Source organism: Nonomuraea glycinis, assembly GCF_035920485.1.
Taxonomy (GTDB): Bacteria; Actinomycetota; Actinomycetes; order Streptosporangiales; family Streptosporangiaceae; genus Nonomuraea; species Nonomuraea glycinis.
This window is the reverse complement of the sequence record NZ_CP109166.1, coordinates 3,224,768-3,244,711: the sequence shown is the minus strand read 5'-3', so window position 1 is coordinate 3,244,711 and position 19,944 is coordinate 3,224,768. Positions and strand designations below refer to the sequence as shown.

Sequence of the window (19,944 nt, the reverse complement as noted above, 5' to 3'; positions counted from 1 at the left end):
CTGGCACGCTCCACGCGCGATGAAAGGTCACCTCAATCGAAAAGAATGCGTGGAGGCACGATCAGGCTGCCGGATTGGAGTGGTCGGGGGTATCTGGGGTGTACGTGAACGAGCACGTACTGCTGGGATCACCAGGTTTCATCCCGGACCACCTCCAATCACGCAAGAGACCACAGAGCCGCCTCAAGCTACCACAGGCAGGTAACGGCATAACGATACTCGCCCGCATGCGCGTGGCGCCGAGGGACCGGGGCGGGGACGGGCGGGGACGGTGGGCTGCGAGAATGAGCGGGTGCGCGTTCTAGTCGTAGGTTCCGGTGGGCGTGAGCACGCCCTGTGCCGTTCACTCCAACTCGATCCCCAGGTCAGCGAGCTTCACTGCGCTCCGGGGAATCCCGGGATCGAGGAGGTCGCCAGGCTGCACCCGGTCGACCCCGTCGATCCGGTGCAGGTGGCCGGGCTGGCCCGGCGGCTGCGGGTCGACCTCGTGGTCGTGGGCCCCGAGGCGCCGCTGGTGGCCGGGGTGGCCGACGCGGTCCGCGAGGCGGGGATCGCCTGCTTCGGGCCGTCCGGCCAGGCGGCGATGATCGAGGGCTCCAAGGCCTTCGCCAAGGACATCATGCACGCCGCCGGCGTGCCCACCGCGCAGGCCCGGGTCTGCCGGACGGCCGAGGAGGCCGCGGCCGCGCTGGCCGAGTTCGGGACGCCCTACGTCGTCAAGGACGACGGGCTGGCCGCCGGGAAGGGCGTGGTGGTCACCGACGACCGCGAGGTGGCGCTGGCCCATGCGGCGGCCTGCGAGCGGGTCGTCATCGAGGAGTTCCTGGACGGGCCGGAGGTGTCGCTGTTCGCGCTCTGCGACGGCAGCACCGCGGTCCCCCTGCAGCCCGCGCAGGACTTCAAGCGGGCCTACGACGGCGACCAGGGGCCCAACACCGGCGGCATGGGCGCCTACACGCCGCTGCCGTGGGCGCCGGAAGGGCTGACCGAGCAGGTCATGCGGGAGGTCGTGCACCCCACGATCGGCGAGCTGAGCCGGCGCGGGCTGCCCTACCAGGGCGTGCTCTACGTGGGGCTGGCCCTGACGGCCAAGGGGCCGAAGGTGATCGAGTTCAACGCGCGGTTCGGCGACCCGGAGACCCAGGTGATCCTCGATCGGCTGACGACGCCGCTGGGCGGGCTGCTGATGGCGTGCGCCACCGGCGAGCTGGGGCCGGATCCGGAGTTCGCGGACGGGGCCGCCGTGACGGTGGTCATCGCGGCGGAGGACTATCCGGGCACTCCGGTCAAGGGCGACGTGATCAAAGGGCTGGAGCCGACCGAGCACGCCTACGTGCTGCACGCCGGGACCGCGCGGAAGGACGGCGAGATCGTCTCGGCGGGCGGCCGGGTGCTGAGCGTGGTGGCCGGCGGGCCCGACCAGGACAGCGCCCGCCGCAACGCCTACGAGCTGGTGTCGCGGATCGAGATGCGCGGCGCATTCCACAGGACGGACATCGCCCGATGAAGCACCTGCACGCCGGCAAGGTCCGCGACCTCTACCAGACCGACGAGGGTCTGCTGCTGATGGTCGCCTCCGACCGCATCTCGGCCTACGACCATGTGCTTGAGCCGGACATCCCGGACAAGGGCGCGATCCTCACCCAGATGTCGCTGTGGTGGTTCGACCAGCTCCGCGACCTGGTGCCCAACCACGTCGTGGCACCGGGCGACGAGGCGCGCGGCGTGCTGGTCAAGCCGCTGACGATGGTGCAGGTGGAGTGCGTGGCGCGCGGCTATCTGGCCGGGGGCGGGCTGAGCGAATACCGCCGCGACGGGATGGTCTCCGGCGTACGGCTGCCGGAGGGGCTCACGGACGGGTCCCGGCTGCCCGAGCCGATCTTCACGCCGTCGACGAAGGCGCCCATGGGCGAGCACGACGAGCCGATCTCCTTCGCGCAGGTGGTGGCCGAGGTCGGCGCGGAGACGGCGGAGGAGCTGCGGCGCATCACGCTCGCCGTCTACACGCGCGGCGCGGAGATCGCCCTGGAGCGGGGCATCATCCTGGCCGACACCAAGATCGAGCTCGGCTGGGACGCCGACGGGGTGCTGACCCTGGGGGACGAGGTTCTCACCCCCGACTCGTCGCGATTCTGGCCGGCCGATGAGTGGCAGCCGGGACGCCCGCAGCCGTCATTCGATAAGCAGTATGTCCGTGATTGGCTAACGTCGCCCGAATCCGGATGGGACAAAAACTCCACAAATCCCCCACCTCGCCTCCCGGACAAGGTGGTCATGCGCACCAGGCAGCGATACCTGGAGGCCTATGAGCGCATCACTGGGACTTCCTTTACCGGGTGATTCGGCTGGGCCAGGTGGTGTGAGCGGCTACTGTTGGCCGGATCGACCCTCACCCTCTTTTCCGATCGATAATTTCCCGAGGAGCAGCACGAATGGTCCGTTACCGCGTGCGCGGTGGCAACGCACTGCGTGGAACCGCCTTCATCCAGGGCGCGAAGAACGCCGTGCTACCGATGATCGGTGCGGCTCTGCTGGCCGCCAAGGGCCGCACCGTGCTGCGCAACGTCCCGCTGATCGAGGATGTACGTCGCGCGGTCGAGCTGGCCGAGACCGTCGGCGCCTACGTCGAGCTGCACGAGTCGGAGCGCACGCTGGTGATCGACGCCTCGCGGCTGTCCAGCCCGGTGCTTCCCGCCGAGATCGCCAGGCGCTTCCGCGGCTCGGTCCTGTTCACCCCAGCCCTGCTCCACCGGCTGGGCGAGGCGATCGTGGAGGGGGTCGGCGGCTGCAACCTCGGCAGCCGCAACCTCGACTTCCACTACCTCGGCTACAAGCGGCTCGGCGCGATCGTGGACGAGGGTGAGACCGTCATCCACGTCAAGGCCTCCGGCCTGACCGGCGCCACCCTCTACCTCGACACCCCGTCCCACACCGGCACCGAAAATCTGATCATGGCCGCCGCCCTGGCCAAGGGCACCACCGTGATCGAGAACGCGGCGCTGGAGCCGGAGGTGCTCGACGTCATCGACATGCTCTCCAAGATGGGCGCGCGCATCAGCGGCGCGGGCACCGGGTTCATCACCGTCGAGGGCGTGGACGAGCTGCACGCCGTCGAGCACACCGTGATGCCGGACCGGCTCGACGCGGGCGTGTTCGCCATGGCGGCGGCCATCACGCAGGGCGAGCTGAGTCTCGTCGGCACCGGCCTCGACCTGGGCGTGGTGCGCTACAAGCTGGAGCAGATGGGCGTCGACTTCGCCCGGCAGGGCGCGGTGCTGCACGTCCGGTGCGACCGCCCGCTGCGGCCGATCAACATCATCACCGACACCTACCCCGGCTTCGCCACGGACCTGCAGTCGCCGATGATGGCCGTGGCCGCCCTCGCCGACGGCACCAGCTACATCCACGAGCGCATCTTCGACGGCCGCTTCGCCCTCGCGGGCGAGCTGAACAAGATGGGCGCCAATGTGGAGGTGGACGGCAGCCGGGCGATCGTGCGCGGCGCCACTCCGCTGACCGGCACTCGGGTAACGGCTCATGATCTGCGTTCTGGTATAGCTCTGGTGCTCGCCGGACTGGCCGCCAAAGGCGAGACCGTCATCGAGTCGGGATACCTCATCGATCGCGGCCACGCACATCTCGCCACACGAATGCGGGCACTCGGAGCGGACATTACACGAGAGATTTCCGAGGGTTGAAAAACCTTAGGAATGGCGTGTTGAGCTGCTGAGACGTCTTCTCGGGTGGTCAACCCGAACGACTTTCCGGAAAAGTCGGGCGTGACATTACGGCCCCCGCGAGCGATCGTTCCAAAAGAGAGCACTGCAACGGACCGCAGGATGGGACGAACATTGGTCGAGAGGGCCGAAGAAACACCCCGAGTGTCACGCCCGGGCGCCATGACACCGGACCTCACTATTGGCGTGGTCGGGCCCCATGATCTGGTCGAGCGCGTCATGTTGATGGGTCATGCCGCAGCGCCGCTGCCCTGCCGGCTGGTCGCAGCCGCCTACCGCGACGAGCAGGAGGCGCCTGACAAGGTGACGCGCCTCGGTCCCGGCGTGGACGCGTGCCTGTTCGCCAGTCCGGTCCCGTACGACCTGGCGAGGCGTTCCGGCGTGCTGACGATGCCCGCCACCTACGTCCAGCTCGGCGGGGCGGCATTGGTGGCGGCGCTGGCCAAGGCGGCGCTTGATCCACGCGTCGATCCACAACGAGTCAGCGTCGACGTGGTCAGCCGCGCCGACGTCGAGGAGGCGTACACCGATCTGGGCATTCCGGCGACGGACGTGCACAGTCGCGACGAGCCGGGGGCGACGGGGACCATCGCCGCCTACCACGAGCGGCTGTCCCGGCAGGGCATCACCACGGGAGCGCTGACGTGCCTGCCCGCGGTGGCGGAGCGCCTGCAGACCGCGGGCGTGCCCGTCATCAGGATCAGGCCGACGTCGGCGGCCGTGCGCACCGCGCTGCACACCGCCGCGCTGCTGGGCGCGCACCACCGGTTGGAGGAGTCACAGCTCACCGTCGTGCTGGTGGAGGTGCCGACGCTGCGCGAGCCCGTGCGGCGCGCGGCGCCCCGCTACTGGCGCGACGAGCTGCGGCTGTCGCTGCACCGGCTGCTCGTCCAGGAGGCGAACCGGATCAACGCCACCGTCTGGCCGATCGACGATCACAGCTACCTGGTCACCGCGACCAGGGGCTCGGTGGCGGCGGCCACCGACGGGTTCCGGGTGCTGCCGTTCGCCGGCCGCATCCGGGACGAGCTGGGGCTGGCGGTCGAGGTGGGCGTGGGCATGGGCCGTACGACGCACGACGCCGAGTCGCACGCGCGGGCCGCGCTGGCCCGCACTCAGACAGGTAAACAGGCGCAGGGATTCGCCGTCGACCGAGAAGGGAGAGCACTGATCCCGGCGCCCCGGATGCCGCCCACGGGGACCACCGCGCTGAAGCCCAAGGGGGTCGAGGTGCTGGCCCGGCTGGCGGCCAAGCTCGAAGGCGGCGACACCGTGGTGGACGCCGAGGGCGCCGGGAAGATGCTGGGAGTAACGCCGCGCACGGCACGGCGGTTGCTGCGCACGCTGGTCGACGAGGGACTCGCGTGGCCGCTTCCGCCGAACCGTACGCCGCAGCCGGGACGGCCTCGGCAGCTCTACCGGTTGATCGTGGAGAAGCTCGGGCCGCGCTGACGGCCTTGGGTGATCAGGCCCGCCGCCGCACCTTCCCCCTTGGCCGGTGGCGGGCCCGATTACCCAGCTCCGGGGCCTGCTTGGCCGGGGTGGGAGGCATCTGTACCCATTGTTCCTTCCAGCAGGTGACGGGTTGGTGGATTGGGGGTTGACTCTTGCTGAATCAGCGGTTGGTCAACGTGGATGGGGGTATGACTTCCGACGCCCCCGATCGACGGGATTCGGACGGGGGCACCAATTCTTTCCGGCCCCTTCGCCGATGGGCGGGGCCGCTCCGCGTGGTGGACAGACCGCGGACCTCACCTGACCGATCCCCCGACGGTTTCTGTCGGTCTCGACCGCTATTGTCATGACCTATGGGCCACAACGCTGCTGACCAGCGATCTCCGCTCGCCATCTGGGGCGCGCTCATCATCGTCTACGTGGTGTGGGGATCCACCTATCTCGGCATCGGCATCCTGGTCGAGTCGATCCCGCCCATGCTCGGCGGCGCCATGCGCTTCCTGGTCGCGGCCGCCCTCCTCGGCGGCTTCGTGCTCGTCAGGTCCGGCACGCAGGCATTCCGGATGACCCGGCGGGAGTTCCTCGGCGCCGCCGGGGTGGGGATCCTGCTGCTCACCTCGGGCAACGGCATGCTGGCCGTGGCCGAGCAGTACATCTCCACCGGCCTGGCGGCGCTGCTCGTGGCGTCGGTGCCGCTGTGGCTCGTGGTGTTCAGGTTCGCGGTGCGCGACCGGCCCAGGGCGCTCACCCTGGCGGGCGTGCTGGTCGGGCTCGGCGGAGTGGCGGCACTGTCGCTGACCGGCGTCGACGGGGCCGGCACGGTGGGGATCGTGGTGGTGCTCCTCGCCTCGTTCTCGTGGGCGGTGGGCTCGTTCCTGTCCAGCCGGATCGCGATGCCGGCCAACCCGCTCGCGACGAGCACGGTCGAGATGCTGGCGGGCGGCCTCGGCCTGGTCCTGCTCGGCGGCGGGCTGGGCGAGCGGCTGGACCCGTCCGCGATCACCGGCAGGTCCTGGCTCGCCCTCGGCTATCTCATCGTGATGGGCTCGCTGGTCGGGTTCACCGCGTTCTCGTGGCTGCTCGGCAACGCGCCCATCTCCCTCGTCTCGACCTACGCCTACGTCAACCCGGCGGTGGCCGTCCTCCTGGGCGCGCTGGTGCTGAGCGAGCCCGTCACCCTGCGGATCGTCGTGGGCGGCGTGATCATCCTGATCGGTGTGGCGCTGGTCATCTCGACCGAGCGCAAGGGGTCACAGGTCCCGCAGCGCGCCGGCGAAGGCGTCCACCGTGGCGTCGACGTCCGCCGTGGTGTGCGCCGTGGACATGAACCACAGCCCCCGCGGGACCATGTTGACTCCCCGGTCGAGTAGCGCCGCCTGCAGGCGGGCCATCTTGGCCCGGTCGGTGGCGGCGAAGTCCCGGTAGTCGCGGACGGCGGGGGCGTCGGTGAAGTACGTCTGGAACACCGGGCCGGGACCGTCCACGAGCATCGGCACGCCGGCCTTGGCCGCCGCCGCCCGCAGGCCCTCCATCAGCTCCTCGCCGCGCTCGTACAGCGTGCCGTAGACCTCCTCGCGCCGCTCGTCGAGGATGCGCAGCGTCGCCTCGGCCGCCGCGATGCCGACCGGCTGGGAGTTGAACGTCCCCGCGTGCGCGACCTTGCCCGTGGAGATGTGGTCCATCACGGCCGCCCGCCCGACCAGCGCCGACACCTGCATGCCGCCGGCCATGGCCTTGCCGAACACCGACAGGTCGGGCGTGATCCCGAACCGCTCCTGGGCGCCGCCGGGCGCGAGCCGGAAGCCGGTGATGATCTCGTCGAAGATCAGCAGGGTGCCGTGTTCGTCGCAGAGTCGCCGTACGGCCTCCAGATAGCCGGGGTCCGGGCTGATCGCGCCGGTGTTGCACAGGACGGGCTCGGCGATGACGGCGGCGATCTGCCCCGCGTGCCGCGCCATCAGGCCGGTCAGCGTCTCCAGGTCGTTCCACGGGCAGACGATCAGGTCGTCGGAATGGCCCGGCTGCTGTCCCGCCGTGCCCGGCACGGCGACGGGGGCCTGCGCGGGACCGGCCGCGTCCACCGCCGGGTGCACGCTGTAGAGAACGGGGTCGAGCCAGCCGTGGTAGTGGCCCTCGAACTTGAGGATCTTGGATCGGCCGGTGTAGCCGCGGGCCAGCCGGAGCGCGCCGTGGACCGCCTCCGAGCCCACGGTGTTGAACCTGACCCGTTCGGCCGAGGGCACCATCGCGCAGATCCGTTCGGCCACCCGCACCTCGGCGGCGTGCTGCGCCGAGTAGACCATGCCGCGGGCGGCCTGGTCCGCGATGGCCGCCACGACCGGCGCCGGGCAGTGGCCGAGCAGCGCCGGCCCCTGGCCGAGGACGTAGTCGACGTAAGAGTTGCCGTCCACGTCCCACAGTCGTGCGCCCTGGGCGCGGTCCACGTAGAGCGGGACGCCGGCCGTCCGGCGGGCGTCGCTGGAGACACCGCCGGCCAGGAAGCGCTGCCCGTTGGCGTAAAGGTCGCGGCTGACGTGCAAGGTCCGGGTCATGGGGACCATCAAAGGCCGGGCGGAGCCTCGCGGACAAGGAGGAGCGCAAGGACGGGGGCGCCATCGCAAGGACGGAGCCTTGTGAGGCACTTCGCGGACCTGGTGAGCTGAGGCCCTGTCTCCAGGAAGGTGTGGCCGTGTTTCTCGGGCGTATCCGGCGGTCTCCCGCCGAACAAGTCGAAGTGGTCGCCTGGCGCGAGGGTGGCGAGCTGCTCAGCCTGGCCGGCCTGCGGGGCGGCGACGATCCGGTCGCGATGCTCGGTCTGTACGGACTGGACCGGCTCACCGAGGAGGTGGACCGGCGGTGGGCCGGTGCCGGGACGCTGCTGGAGGAGTCGTCGGTGGTGTTCGAGCCGCCGGTGGCCACCTGCACCAAGATCTGCTGCCTGGCCCTCAACTACGTCGCGCACGCCGAGGAGGGCGGGATGGAGGTGCCGCCGGAGCCGGTGCTGTTCTTCAAGCCGCCGTCCGCGCTGACCGGCCACAACCGCCCGGTGACCGCGCCGGCCCGCACCAAGCACCTGGAGCACGAGGTCGAGATGGCCGTCGTGATCGGCTCCGTGGTCCGCGACCTGCCCGCCGAGCGCTGGCGAGAGGCCGTGGCCGGCTACACGGTGATCAACGACATGACCGCCCGCGACCTCCAGCTCGCCAACATCGCCCGCAACGCGCCGTGGGACCAGTCCAAGGGCTTCGACACCTTCGCGCCCACCGGGCCCTACCTGGCCACCGTGGACGAGGTGCCGGATCCGCAGGCGCTGGAGCTCACCCTGGAGGTCGGCGGGCAGGTGCGGCAGCGGGCGAACACCGAGCAGATGGTGTTCGGCGTCCCGGAGCTGATCGCCGACCTGTCCGACGGGATGACGCTGCTGCCCGGCGACCTCATCGCCACCGGCACCATCGCCGGCATCGCCCCGCTCCAGGACGGCGACGTCATGCGGGCCACGGTGCAGGGCGTGGGCACCCTGGTCAACACCGTCGATTTCGGCCCGCCTAAACCATAGATATCGGCGCGCCCTACTCGTACTCTGAGAGGTATGGACTTCACGGTCGGCGCTCTCATCGACCTCGACGACTACGTCGCCTCGACCCGAGCCCGCGGCCGGTCGTGGGCCGGCCGGCAGCTCGACCAGGCCGACCGCGCGGTGCGGGCGGCGACGGCGGGACAGCCGGTGACCTGCGAGCCACTGCCCCCCGACGAGTGGCTGGTCACACTGACCGGCGACGACCCGGACCGGCTCCTCGGCCAGGCGACCGCGCTGGCCGAGCAGGTCCGCGCCGGCATCGTCAGAGCCACCGAGCTCACCGCGACCGTCAGCCTGAGCGCCCCGCGACGCGGTCCGGGAGCCGAGCGGGACGCCCTCCGGACCAACGCCTACAAGCTGCTGCTGGGCGGCGACCGGGTCATCACGGCGCCGCCGGAGCCACGGCCCGACGCGCCACCGCCGGTGCGGATCGAGGCCGAGCTGGCCCGCCGGATCCAGGCCGGCGACCGGGGCGGCGCGGCCGGGCTGCTCACCGGCTGGGTCGACCGGTGCGTCCAGGAGCGGGACCTGGCCCCGAAGACGCTGCACAACTGGCTGATGGGCGAGCTGCTGTTCGTGGTGGACGTGGTCAACCGGTGCCGGCTCGCGGGCGGCTCCACCGACTGGGTCGACGCGTGCGCCCGCCTGCCGATCGAGGAGCTGATCACGGTCACGGAGATCCACGAGCGCTCCTATCTGCACATCTGGATCGAGGAGACGTTGACCCGGCTGATGCCACCGGCCGAGCGGGACATCCTGTCGATGGCCGAGAGCTTCATGGCGACGCACTACACCGATCCGCGCCTGCGGCTGTCGACGGTCGCGCAGGCGGTCTCGGCCAGCCCGTTCTACATCTCGCACCTGTTCGCCGACGAGCGGCGCACGACGTTCCTGCGGCATCTGACCGGGCTGCGGCTCCGCCACGCCCGGATGCTGCTCACCGCCTCCGCCGTGCCGATCGACACGATCGCCGCCCGCTCGGGCTACCTGAGCGCGAAGGCGTTCCGCGGCGTGTTCAAGCGGCACGTCGGCTGCTCCCCCAGCGAATACCGCCGGACCCATCGGTCCCCTGCCCCGTGAGGTCGTCACCCATGGAACTCGCCGTCGACGGCGGTCAGACCGGCCTGCGCGCCGGCCTCGCCACGGACGGGCGCGTACGCCTGACCGCCGAGGTCCCCGGCCTCGCCTACGCGGCGGGCCGGCCGGTGGACGTGGTCACCGAGCGGGTCCTCGCCGCCTGGCACGAGCTGCGGCGGCCGCAGGTCAGCACGATCTGCCTCGGCCTGACCACCCTGCTCGGCCCGCCGGCCGCCCACCAAGAGCTGGCCGACCGGCTCTTCGCGGCCCTGCCCGCCGCCCGCGTACTGATCACCGCGGACGCCGTGACCGCGCACGCCGGGGCTTTCGGCGGGCGGCCCGGCGTGGTCCTCGCGGCGGGCACCGGCTCGATCGCGCTGGGCGTGGCGGGCGCGGACGCGATCCGGCAGGTGGACGGCTGGGGCTACCTCTGCGGCGACGCGGGCGGCGGGCTGTGGATCGGCAGCCGCGGCCTGGACGCCGCCCTGCGCGGGTTCGACGGCCGACGGCCGCCGGGACCGCTCACCGCCCGCGCCCACGAGCTCTTCGGCGACCTCGCCGCCTTGCCCGAGCGCCTCTACCTGGCGCCCGACGCGGTGGCGCGGGTGGCCGGCTTCGCCGTCCACGTCCTGGAACTCGCCGGTACGGATGACAGCGCGCGGGCGATCACCACGGCGGCCGCCCACGAGCTGGCGGGCACCGTCGCCGCGGCGGCCCGCTGTTTCCCGGTGGGCGCCGAGGTGCCCGTCTCCTGGACCGGACGCCTGCTGGGCAGCCCGATCCTGAGCTCCGGGTTCCGGGCCGAGCTGGACAGGTTGCTGCCGCGTGTCCGGGCGGTGGCCCCGGCCGGCGACGGCCTGTCGGGGGCCGCGCGGCTGGCCGCCGGCGACCTGGGCCACTACCGGTCACTGATCAAGGCGTTCGAGCGTTCTGGAGAGGTTCGATGAGAGTCGGCCATGGCACCGTGATGCTGCCTGTCCCCGCCGGAACCCCGATGGGCGGATACCTCGACCGTCCCGGCCCCTCCACCGGCGTCCTCGACCCCCTGGAGGTGACGGCGATCACCTGGTACGACGGTCACCGGCGCTTCGCTCTGGCGGTGGCCGACGTCATCTGCGTGAACGAGGATCTGGCCGCGCGGGCGAGAGCCGCCGTCCCCGAGGCGGGCGAGCTGTGGCTGGCGGCCACGCACACCCACGCGGGGCCCGAGACGGGGTGCGTGCCCGGCGGGGCGCCGACGCCGCAGCCCTGGCGTGACCTGATCGCCGAGGCGACGCGCGCGGCCGTGCTGCGGGCGGTCGCCACCGAACGGCCCGCCTCCGGGCAGGTCCGCCATGGCGAGCTGCGCGAGGTCGGCGGGGACCGCAGCCGGCCGTCGGGCACGCCCGTGGTCCCGCTGGACGTGCTGGCCGTCCGCGACCCCGCCGGCCGGACTTCGGGGGTCCTGGTGGTGCTCCCGGTCCATCCCACTGTCCTGCCCGCCGCCGGCCGCCTGATCAGCGCGGACCTGGCAGGGGCGGTACGCGCGGCGTTACGGGCCCGGCTCGGCCCGCGCGTCTGGGTGGTGGTGGCGACCGGCGCGGCCGGCGACATCAGCACCCGCCACACCCGTCGCGGCACGGACCGCGCGGAGCTGGACCGGCTGGGCGCGCTGGTGGCGGAACGCTGCCTGGAGTTACTGAACCCCACCGCCCCGAGCCCCGAGCCCGAGGGGGTCGGGTGGGCGGCCGAGCGGGTTCGGCTCGGGCGGGTGGATGGGAACGGTGATCCGGAGGCGCTTGTCGCCGCGTTGCGGGGGGCCCTTGCCGAGGCGGTGGCGGGTGGTGACCCGGTCGCCGTGCGGATGGCGCGGAGCCGGCTCGACGGCGCTCGCGTGCTGACCGGCTCCGCGCCGGCGCGTCCCACGCTGGACGCCGAGGTGGGCGCGGCCCGGCTCGGCGGGGTGGCCCTCGCGGCGCTGCCCGGGGAGCCGTTCCTGGGGGTGCGGGACCTGATCCGGGCGAGCCGCCCCGAACCCGTGCTCGTCCTCGGATATGTCAACGGATATCCGGGCTACCTGCCGACCGCCGACGCCTACGCCAGGGCCGAGTACGAGGTGCTCGCCGCCCAGGCGGCGCCGGGCAGCGCCGAACGACTCGCGCGGACCGCCGCGGACCTGCTCCATGAGCTCGACGAGAGAAGAGGACGATGAACGCCTACGCGGAGGTCGCACGGACGGCCGTAGACAGGCTGCTGACCGAGGAGCGCGACGCGATCGCCCGCGCCGGAGAGCTGATCTTCACGGCCTTGCGCGCCGGTGGGGTGCTCCAGGCGTTCGGCACCGGGCACTCCAGATCGGTGGCGCTGGAGCTGGTGGGACGCGCCGGCGGGCTGGTCCCCGCCAACCAGCTGGGCATCCGTGACGTGGTCTACTACGGTGACGCGACCCCGGACGAGATCCTCGATCCGAAGGTCGAGCGGGTACCGGGGCTGGCGGGGCGCATCTGGGAGCTGGCCGACATCCGCCCCCAGGACGTCTTCGTGGTCATCTCCAACTCGGGTGGGAACGCGGCCGTGGTGGAGCTCGCCAGGCTCGCCGTGGACAACGGGCATCCGCTGATCGCGATCACCTCGCGCGCGCACACCTCCCGGGTGTCCGGGCCGAAGCTGGCCGACCTGGCGGGGGTGGTCATCGACAACGGCGCGCCGTACGGCGACGCGGCCGTCGAATTGCCGGACGGCACGACCATCTGCCCCGTCTCCAACCTGACCGGCGTCCTGATCGCCCAGCTGCTGGTCGCCGACGTGGCCGGACGCTACCTCGCCGCCGGCGCGCACCCCCCGGTCTTCCGGTCGGCCAACACCCCGGGCGGCGACGCGTACAACGCCACCCTGCTCGACCCGTACGGCGAACGCGTCCGCCTGGGCGACGCCTGACCAGCCACCACAACGGGCGCGTCCGCTCGGACCTGCCGCTACGGCTGGCGCGGCCGTTCGGGCGACGCCTGAGCGGCCGCCGGGGGCTAGCGCGACACCAGTCGGTACGGCTGGCGGGGGCGGCCGGCCTGGGCGGACTTGACCGGGGGCAGGGCCCAGGCCAGGCCCTCCTCGACGAGGTTCTGCAGCACCCGGCGGGCGCTGCGTGGCGCGACGCCCAGCACCTCGGCCACGATCTCCGCGTCGACGACCATGGCCTCGGGGTCGTCGCCCAGCCGCTGCACGAGCCGGTCGAGCACCTTGCCCGCCTTGGAGTCGGCCTCGGGCTCCGCCACCTGGTCGCCCCTGCGCCGCTGCCGCAGGGGCAGGGAGGTGGCGGTGCCGTCGCTGCCGATCAGGAAGGCGGCCGTGGCGTCGGCGCCACGGGCCCGTTCGACGGCGATCAGGGCGTGGGTGTCGGCGTCCCGGGCGGTGTTGCCGAGCCCGATGCCCACCTCGACGGCCACCCCGAGGTCGGCCCGCACCCGGTCGGCGAACGGCGCCACCCGGAACCCGTCGGTGGCCTGCGAGAGCGCCCCGACGGTGGCCGTGATCACGTAGCTGTTCTCCTCGCGCGGGACCACCGTCGCGCCCATCTGCCGGGCCTCGGCGAGCAGCGACCGGTGCAACGACAGTTTCAGCTCCTGCTGCCAGTAGTTGCCCGGCCCCGAGTGGGTGGGCCTGGTCGAGGCCGCGAGCTCGACGAGCACGATGGCGATCTGCGACTCCTCCAGGCGGCTGCCCGTGCCCAGCAGCGTGGCGGTGTTGATGGCCAGCCGCAGCGTGTGCGTCGTGGGCATCATCCGCAGCACCGGCACCTTGGCCGCCTCCAGCTTGCGGGCCACGGTCCTGACCGTGGTGAGCGCGGCCGTGGTGGCGCCCTCGCGGTAGAGCCGCTCGTGGAAGCCGACGAAGTCGCGCACCGAGTCCGGCTGGCGGTATTCGGAGACGTGCACCCCGTCCATGGGCACGCCGATCTCCTCGTACGCCTCGGCGACGTCGGTCCGCGCGATCGAGTCGATGCTCACCCTGGCCGGGTCGATGCCCTCGGTCAGCACGCCCCGGAGCAGGCAGGAGTAGAGACCCGCCCCGCTCACCGGCACGAACGTGGCCGGCACGGGCAGCTCACCCGACTGGGTGGCCAGGTCGTGCTGGAGCGGCCCGGTGAACAGGACGGCGTCGATGCTGCCCGCTATCTTGGCGAGCTTCTCGCGCGTCTCGTGCTCGCCCGCGTGCGGCGCGCCCACGAGCCGGAACGACGCGGCCGAGGGCAGGCTCGCGCCGATGTGCACGATCTGCTCGACGAGATCGTGCGGTCCCACCACGCCGATCGCGATCTTGGATCGTAGCCGGTCCACGTCTATGCCTCTGGTTTCCCGAGCAGCGCGGTGATCGTGCCCCCGAGCACCGCGGCCCTGTCATCGTCGCTGAGATCTGAGAACAGTATCCGCCCCAGCGACATACGAAGATCGATGAACGGAAAGTCCGACCCGTACACCACCCGGTGTGCGCCGAGCCGGCGGACCATCCTGGCGATGTCCGCGCCCGTGTTGAACGAGCCGCACACCTCCAGGATGACCCTCTCGTGCCGCTCCGCAACCTCGATCGACGCGTCGATGCCCAGCGGCGTCACCCCCGAGTGTCCCGCCAGGATCGTCGCCCGCGGGTGCCGGCCGGCGATCTCGTCGACCATCGGCAGGTCGTTGTACGGCGAGCCGCTGAAGGTGTGGGTGAGCACGGGACGCCCGGTGAGCTCGGCGTACTCCCAGACGGGCGCGTAGCGTGCCCCGGTCAGCGGATACTCGTGCAGGTCGGGGTGGAGCTTGACGCCGCCGAAGCGGGGGTCGTCGCCCCAGCGGCCGAGCTCGGCGACCGGGTCCTGCCAGGGGTTGACGGTCAGGTAGCCGGTGAACCGGTCCGGCGCCCGGTCCACGACGGCCGCGGTGGCCGCGTTGCCCTGGGCGGCGTCGAGCTGGATCGCCAGGTGGCTGGAGAGCACCGCGTGCGCGACGCCGCACCGGTCCATCACCTCGATCATCCCCGCCGGGTCCGGGTCCGGGATGAAGAACACGCTGTACGGCCCGGCATGGGCATGCGCATCGACGATCCTCGTCGCCTGCTGCGGCCGGCGTGCCCACAGGGCCGTCGTCAGCTCGTTCATGCCGCTCTGACCTCTCTTCTGAGCAGGCGGCGCAGGTTCCCCGCGCCGACGTCCGCGACCTCGGCCTCGCCGAGCTCCGACCACATCAGCCGGGTGACCGCCTCCGCCGGGTCGCGGTAGGGGGCGCCGGTGCCGAAGACGAGCCGGCCCGCGCCGAACCGGGTCGCCAGCCATTCCAGACCGCGGTGCGAGGACAGGTCGGCCAGCCCGATGCTCACGTGGTCGGTCCGGTCCAGGACGCCGGCGATCTGCCGCAGCATCCGGTAGCCCACGCCGCCCACCACGATCCGCAGGCCCGGATGGGCCAGGGCCAGCGTCTCCACCGTCCGCCAGGTGGTCTGGCCGGCGTCCACCAGCAGCGGCAGCCGTACGGAGGCGATGGCGTCGAGCATCGCGGCCGTGTCGGCGCTCGCGAGGTCGTAATTGTGCTCGCGCGGGAAGGCGCGGACGGCGGCCACGCCCGCCTCGACGGCGGCGTCGGCGAACCCGGTCGCGCTGCCCGTCTCCCCGCACGTGTCGGGCAGCATCACCCAGCACGGGCGGAGCCTGGGCTGACCGGCGACCAGGCCGAGCAGCTCGCGGTTGCCCCGTGCCGGGTCGTGCAGCCAGGACGTCATGCTGCCGACGACGGCCTCGGCCACGCCCACCCGGTCCATCGCGGCGAGCAGCTCGGGCACGGTGCCGCCACCCACGTCGCGGCGCGGGTGGCGGCCCAGCATGACATCCGCGTCGATCAGGACCGGACGGCCCTCACTCATCGCCGCCCCAGTGCTCGGCGAGCCCGTCGCTGGTCCAGTGCTCGGCGCGTCCTTCGCGCGTCCGATGCGTGGCGAGCCCGTCGCCGGTCCAGTTCTCGGCGGGCCCCTCGCGGGTCCAGCCGTCGGGCGGGAAGGTGTCGGTTACCTCGCCCAGGTGGACCGCTGACGGGGTGACCCGGACCTCTGGTGGCTCGTCGGTGAACGGGACGACGGCGACGGTGAAGCGGCCGTCGCGGCGGCGCAGGCCCAGGGAGTGGATCTCGCCGTACTCGGCGGTGGCGGTGGCCGGGTCGGGGATCCTGGCGGGCCCGCTGCCGAGGACGACCTCGTCCGGCGGCTCCGCGGGCACCACGAGGAGCCCCGGCCCGCGGCTGCTCGCGTACCCGTCGCCGTGCCGGATCCACGGCGACGTCCCGTGCAGCTGCCAGATCGCCTCGGCGTCGATCGTGTCGGTGACCAGCCAGTAGGACGGCTCGCTCCGGACGAAGACGATCCTGCGGTCGTGCCTGGCCCGGTAGCCGTGGTGGTGGCCGGCGAAGACGTCCACGTGCTCGCCGGCGTGGAACAGGTCGAGGGCCGCCGCCCGATCCTCGACGTAGTCCTCACCGGGCACGAGCAGGGTGTTGTGGCCCCTGGTCGCCTGGTACCAGTCGTAGTAGCCCGGGTCGTCGTAGGACGGCGGGCCGCCCGCCTCCCAGGCCAGCGGCACCCCCCAGCCGGACAGCACGAAGTCGAGCGCCGCGTGGTGGCTGTGCGGCTCCAGCTCGTGGCCGATGTACGGACCGTAGTTGATCACGGTGTGCAGGTCGCGGGCGCGGAAGATCGCGTACGCGCTGGACTCCAGGAGGTGTGAGCCCTCGACCGGCCGTACCGCCTCGCCCAGCAGCCGTTCCCCGGTCCGCAGCATCTCGGCGGGCCAGACCACGCCGCTGTCCTGCAGGTGCGGCACCCAGCCGCCCGAGGTGGTGAGCGAGGCGAGCCAGTCGTGCATGGCCGGGAAGCGCGGGTGGGCGATCAGGTCCGGGTCGACGGACGCGGCCCGCTGGACGCCGCCCAGGCACATGCCGTGGTAGCCGGGCGAGCGCTCGTGGTGGCCGCCGTCCTCGCGCACGTCGCGTTCCAGGTGCTCCAGGATGCGGGCCCTGGCCACCTCGGCCCAGCGCCCGGACTCGGGGAAGTCGGCGAACACGCGCGCGAGGTGCAGCAGCTCGCAGGCGGTGGCGAACTGCCAGTTGCCGTGCCGGAACTCGTCGTGCTCCTCGGCCGCCCAGCGGGCCCCGCCGAGGATGGTCTTCATCATCCGCAACCAGCACGCGTCGCCGAGCGCGGGCTCGGTGGCGAAGACGGCCAGCGCCCGGCTGAGGTGCATCGAGCGGGAGGCGACCCCGAGGGAGTACCACACCACGTCGAGCCCCGGCCAGTCGCCCTCGACCCGGTCCCGGCTGTCGTACCACTGGTTGAAGAGCCGGTCCCACTCGCGGGCGTAGCGCGGATCGCCGGTCTGGGCGTAGGCCGAGACCAGCGGCATCATCCATCTCAGGTAGTGGAAGCCGTACAGTCTCGACCTGCCGTGGCCCTTGTCGAGGAAGTCCACCTCGATCCCGAGCAGCCGGTCGGCCTCCGCCACGTCGCCGGGCAGCGGGTCCGGCCACACCGGCGCCCGCCGCCGCCACGGCCTGGCCGCCGCGACGCCGGCCGCGCCGAGCTCGGCGAGCAGCGCCTCGTCGGTGATGTGCAGCATGCGCGCCGGGTCCACATGCGGCGGCTTCTCCACGTACGACGACTTCTCCACGTGCGGCGGTTCTTGTGCGTGCGGCGGCTTTTCTGCGTACGTCATCGGAGCTTCACCGGCTGTCCCGTGCGGGCCGACTCGTGGGCGGCCTCCAGTACGGCGGTCACGTGCCGGGAGCTCTCCACGGTGACCAGCGGTTGCTCACCGGTGAGCGCGCAGTCCACGAAGTGGTGGATGGCGTCGCGGTAGGCCCCGGCCGGTTTGCCGTGCACGACCCGCTGCAGCATGTTCCGGGGATAGGTGTAGCTGTCCTCGGTGGCCAGCTGGATGTTCTCCTTCTGCCTGTCGAGCTGGATGACGCCCTTCTCCCCGGTCACGGTGACGTAGCTGTCGACCATGGTCGGGAAGGTGTTCGGGTAGATCCAGGCCGACTCGAAGGTGGCCACCGCGCCGCGGCCGAACCGGGCCTGGATCTGCATGGCATCGGGGGTGTCGATGCCCCGGCCGCGCAGTTTCCCGTACCGGGCCGTGGCGAACACCTCGGCCACCTCGTCGTCGTACAGCCAGGTGAGCAGGTCGATGTCGTGGCTGGACAGGAACCACGCGCAGGTCGTCCGGTCCGCCCAGCCGATCATCTCGGTGGGCACGTAGATCGTGTCGTCCTTGCGCGCGTAGCCCACGACCGGCTCGCCGACCAGGCGCATCTGGTCCTTGGCCTGCGCGTAGGCGGGGACCCAGCGGTGGTTGAACAGGCACATCGCCGTCACGCCCGCCGCCCGGATGGCCTCGACGGACCGGTCGGCGTCGGCCACCGTGGTGGTGAACGGCTTCTCCACCAGGATGTGCACGCCGGCCCGCGCCGCGGCCACCATGACGTCGGCGTGCAGATGGTCTGGCGTGGTGATGGAGATCGCGTCGACGGTCCCGGAGTCGAGCAGCTCCTGGTAGCCGGGGTAGACGGTCGCCTCCGGCGCCTGGTCGAGCGGCCGGCGGGCGACGGCGGTGATCTCGGTCTGGGGATGGGCGGCGAAGACCTCGGCGTGGCCGCGGCCCATCAGGCCGGCGCCGACGATCCCGATGCGGAGTCTAGGCAAGTGCGTCATTCCATCGTTTCTCGGCGGTGTCGAGCGCCTCCTTGGCGCTCTTGGAGCCCTGGAGGAAGGCTCTGACCTCTTCGTTCAGGTATTCGGCGAGCTCGGCGTCCTTGTTCGTGCCGAGCGGGCTGTACTCCAGCTTGGGCAGCCCCTTCACGATCACCTGGCGGGCGACGGCCATCGGGTCGTCGCCGGCGGCCTCGGTGAAGAAGGGGTCCTTGGTCGAGGAGACCGTGGACGGGTAGATCGGCACGATCTTGCAGAAGGCCAGCTGGTTGACGCCGTTGGTGAAGAACTTGATGAACTCGGCGGCGGCCTTCTTGTGCGCGGAGGCCTTGGGGATGGAGAAGGCCTGCTGGGCGAGCAGCAGGTGGCCGCCATCGCTCATCTTGACCGGCTCGGTGACGACGAGGTCTTTGTAGATGTCCGGGGCGTTCTTCTGGATGTTGAGCAGTTCGGCGGCGTTGCCCATCGGCTTGAAGGCCACCTGGCCGTTCTCGAGGGTCTGCGGCAGGTTGCGGATGTCCTTGGAGATGGCGCCGGGCGCGATGCCGTGGCGGTCGTAACTCTTCTTGTACGTCTCCAGGACCGCGAGGGCCTCCGGCGTGTTGAACGCCGCCTTCTTCTTGTCGTCCGACAGCAGGGAGACGCCGTGATAGCGGAGCGCGGTGTGGTCGGAGATGGTGTTGGTGCCGTTGATCTTGGTCTTGTCGTAGATCTTGTCGGCCAGGGCGAGCGCCTCGGTGAAGGAGGTGGGCGGGGCCTTGTCGTCGAAGCCGGCCTTGCTGACGACCGATTTGCGGTACATCGCCACGGGAGCGCCGCCGTTGTACCAGGGCACGGCGTAGAGCTTGCCGTCCATCCGCAGCGGATCGACCAGGTTGGGCTGGAAGTCGGTCAGCTCGGCCTGGCCGAAGTAGGCGTCCAGCGGTTCGAGCGACGGGACGAACCGGCCCAGCTCGACCGAGTTGACGTTGACCGCGTCGGGCACCTCACCGCTGGCGACGGCGGCGAGCAGTTTGGTGGCGCTCTCCGCGCCGGGGACGTCCACCCACTTGATGGTGACCTTGGGATGTTCCTTCTGGTACTGGCCGATCAGGCCGGTGATGTAGTCGCTGTAGTTCTTCTTCAGGTTGATCGTCCAGAACTCGACCTGACCCTCGAAGGGCTGGTCGTCCGCGGGCGCCGCGGCGCTCTGGGTCGAGGTTCCGGCGACGCAGCCGGTGGTGAAGAGGGACAGCGCGAGCGCGCCGGCCGCTAAGGCACTTCGAGTCATCTCCGCGAGCCTCCTGGAAGATATGGCCGTCCTTTATCCCCGCTTTCGGCACAATGGCAGTCCTATGACAGAACGTCAAGAGTCGAGGTCTTGACCGTCGTGATTGGCCGACTATACGCTTC

At 71.6% G+C, this 19,944-nt stretch carries 17 protein-coding genes; 10 read left to right on the top strand and 7 right to left on the bottom strand.

The annotated features are described in order from the left end of the window. The first annotated feature begins 292 nt into the window (after positions 1-292). From purD to OHA68_RS15210, 5 genes are all read left to right on the top strand, one after another. Entirely contained in the window at positions 293-1,507 is a 1,215-nt protein-coding gene (gene purD, locus OHA68_RS15230; protein ID WP_327108221.1) for a phosphoribosylamine--glycine ligase, read from the top strand. Further along, entirely contained in the window at positions 1,504-2,340 is an 837-nt protein-coding gene (locus OHA68_RS15225) for a phosphoribosylaminoimidazolesuccinocarboxamide synthase (RefSeq protein WP_189142813.1), read from the top strand. Before purD ends, OHA68_RS15225 begins: the two co-directional genes overlap by 4 nt. 92 nt (positions 2,341-2,432) lie before the next feature. Next, positions 2,433-3,698, top strand: coding sequence for a UDP-N-acetylglucosamine 1-carboxyvinyltransferase (gene murA, locus OHA68_RS15220; RefSeq protein WP_327108220.1), 1,266 nt, complete (start codon positions 2,433-2,435; stop codon positions 3,696-3,698). Between the two features lie 201 nt (positions 3,699-3,899). Further along, on the top strand, positions 3,900-5,189 hold the full coding sequence (locus OHA68_RS15215) for a GTP cyclohydrolase IIa (protein ID WP_189142811.1): 1,290 nt from the start codon (positions 3,900-3,902) through the stop codon (positions 5,187-5,189). Between the two features lie 356 nt (positions 5,190-5,545). Then, positions 5,546-6,562 carry an EamA family transporter gene (locus tag OHA68_RS15210; protein ID WP_327108219.1) on the top strand — a complete coding sequence of 339 codons (1,017 nt, stop codon included), beginning with the start codon at positions 5,546-5,548 and terminating at the stop codon, positions 6,560-6,562. Here OHA68_RS15210 and OHA68_RS15205 read toward each other — a convergent pair. Continuing rightward, positions 6,443-7,744, bottom strand: a complete 1,302-nt coding sequence (locus OHA68_RS15205) for an aspartate aminotransferase family protein (RefSeq protein ID WP_327108218.1) — start codon at positions 7,742-7,744, stop codon at positions 6,443-6,445. The genes OHA68_RS15210 and OHA68_RS15205 overlap by 120 nt on opposite strands. Positions 7,745-7,881: 137 nt before the next feature. Between OHA68_RS15205 and OHA68_RS15200 the strand changes: the two genes are divergently transcribed. Genes OHA68_RS15200 through OHA68_RS15180 form a run of 5 tightly spaced genes read left to right on the top strand, consistent with a single transcriptional unit; the run spans position 7,882 to position 12,762 of the window. After that, entirely contained in the window at positions 7,882-8,748 is an 867-nt protein-coding gene (locus tag OHA68_RS15200) for a fumarylacetoacetate hydrolase family protein (RefSeq protein ID WP_327108217.1), read from the top strand. Positions 8,749-8,781: 33 nt separating this feature from the next. Continuing rightward, a complete protein-coding gene (locus tag OHA68_RS15195; RefSeq protein WP_327108216.1) occupies positions 8,782-9,849 on the top strand; it encodes a helix-turn-helix transcriptional regulator in 1,068 nt (355 codons plus the stop codon). Positions 9,850-9,860: 11 nt separating this feature from the next. Then, on the top strand, positions 9,861-10,793 hold the full coding sequence (locus OHA68_RS15190; protein WP_327108215.1) for an N-acetylglucosamine kinase: 933 nt from the start codon (positions 9,861-9,863) through the stop codon (positions 10,791-10,793). Beyond that, a complete protein-coding gene (locus OHA68_RS15185) occupies positions 10,790-12,037 on the top strand; it encodes a serine/threonine-protein kinase (protein WP_327108214.1) in 1,248 nt (415 codons plus the stop codon). Before OHA68_RS15190 ends, OHA68_RS15185 begins: the two co-directional genes overlap by 4 nt. After that, positions 12,034-12,762: an SIS domain-containing protein gene (locus tag OHA68_RS15180; protein ID WP_327108213.1), complete on the top strand. Its 729-nt coding sequence runs from the start codon at positions 12,034-12,036 to the stop codon at positions 12,760-12,762. The genes OHA68_RS15185 and OHA68_RS15180 overlap by 4 nt, the downstream gene beginning before the upstream one ends. 86 nt (positions 12,763-12,848) lie before the next feature. Here OHA68_RS15180 and OHA68_RS15175 read toward each other — a convergent pair whose 3' ends face one another. Genes OHA68_RS15175 through OHA68_RS15150 form a run of 6 tightly spaced genes read right to left on the bottom strand, consistent with a single transcriptional unit; the run spans position 12,849 to position 19,822 of the window. Continuing rightward, a complete protein-coding gene (locus OHA68_RS15175; protein ID WP_327108212.1) occupies positions 12,849-14,159 on the bottom strand; it encodes a transcriptional regulator in 1,311 nt (436 codons plus the stop codon). Positions 14,160-14,161: 2 nt separating this feature from the next. Next, positions 14,162-14,962: an amidohydrolase family protein gene (locus tag OHA68_RS15170; RefSeq protein WP_189142803.1), complete on the bottom strand. Its 801-nt coding sequence runs from the start codon at positions 14,960-14,962 to the stop codon at positions 14,162-14,164. Then, positions 14,959-15,720 carry an amidohydrolase family protein gene (locus tag OHA68_RS15165; RefSeq protein ID WP_327108211.1) on the bottom strand — a complete coding sequence of 254 codons (762 nt, stop codon included), beginning with the start codon at positions 15,718-15,720 and terminating at the stop codon, positions 14,959-14,961. Before OHA68_RS15165 ends, OHA68_RS15170 begins: the two co-directional genes overlap by 4 nt. Further along, complete coding sequence (locus tag OHA68_RS15160; protein ID WP_327108210.1) at positions 15,713-17,557, bottom strand: heparinase II/III family protein; 1,845 nt, start codon at positions 17,555-17,557, stop codon at positions 15,713-15,715. The genes OHA68_RS15165 and OHA68_RS15160 overlap by 8 nt, the downstream gene beginning before the upstream one ends. Further along, a complete protein-coding gene (locus tag OHA68_RS15155; RefSeq protein WP_327108209.1) occupies positions 17,554-18,555 on the bottom strand; it encodes a Gfo/Idh/MocA family protein in 1,002 nt (333 codons plus the stop codon). The genes OHA68_RS15160 and OHA68_RS15155 overlap by 4 nt, the downstream gene beginning before the upstream one ends. Then, the gene (locus OHA68_RS15150) at positions 18,539-19,822 is read right to left on the bottom strand and encodes an ABC transporter substrate-binding protein (protein WP_327108208.1); all 1,284 of its coding nucleotides are present in this window, start codon (positions 19,820-19,822) and stop codon (positions 18,539-18,541) included. Before OHA68_RS15150 ends, OHA68_RS15155 begins: the two co-directional genes overlap by 17 nt. Positions 19,823-19,944: the final 122 nt, after the last annotated feature.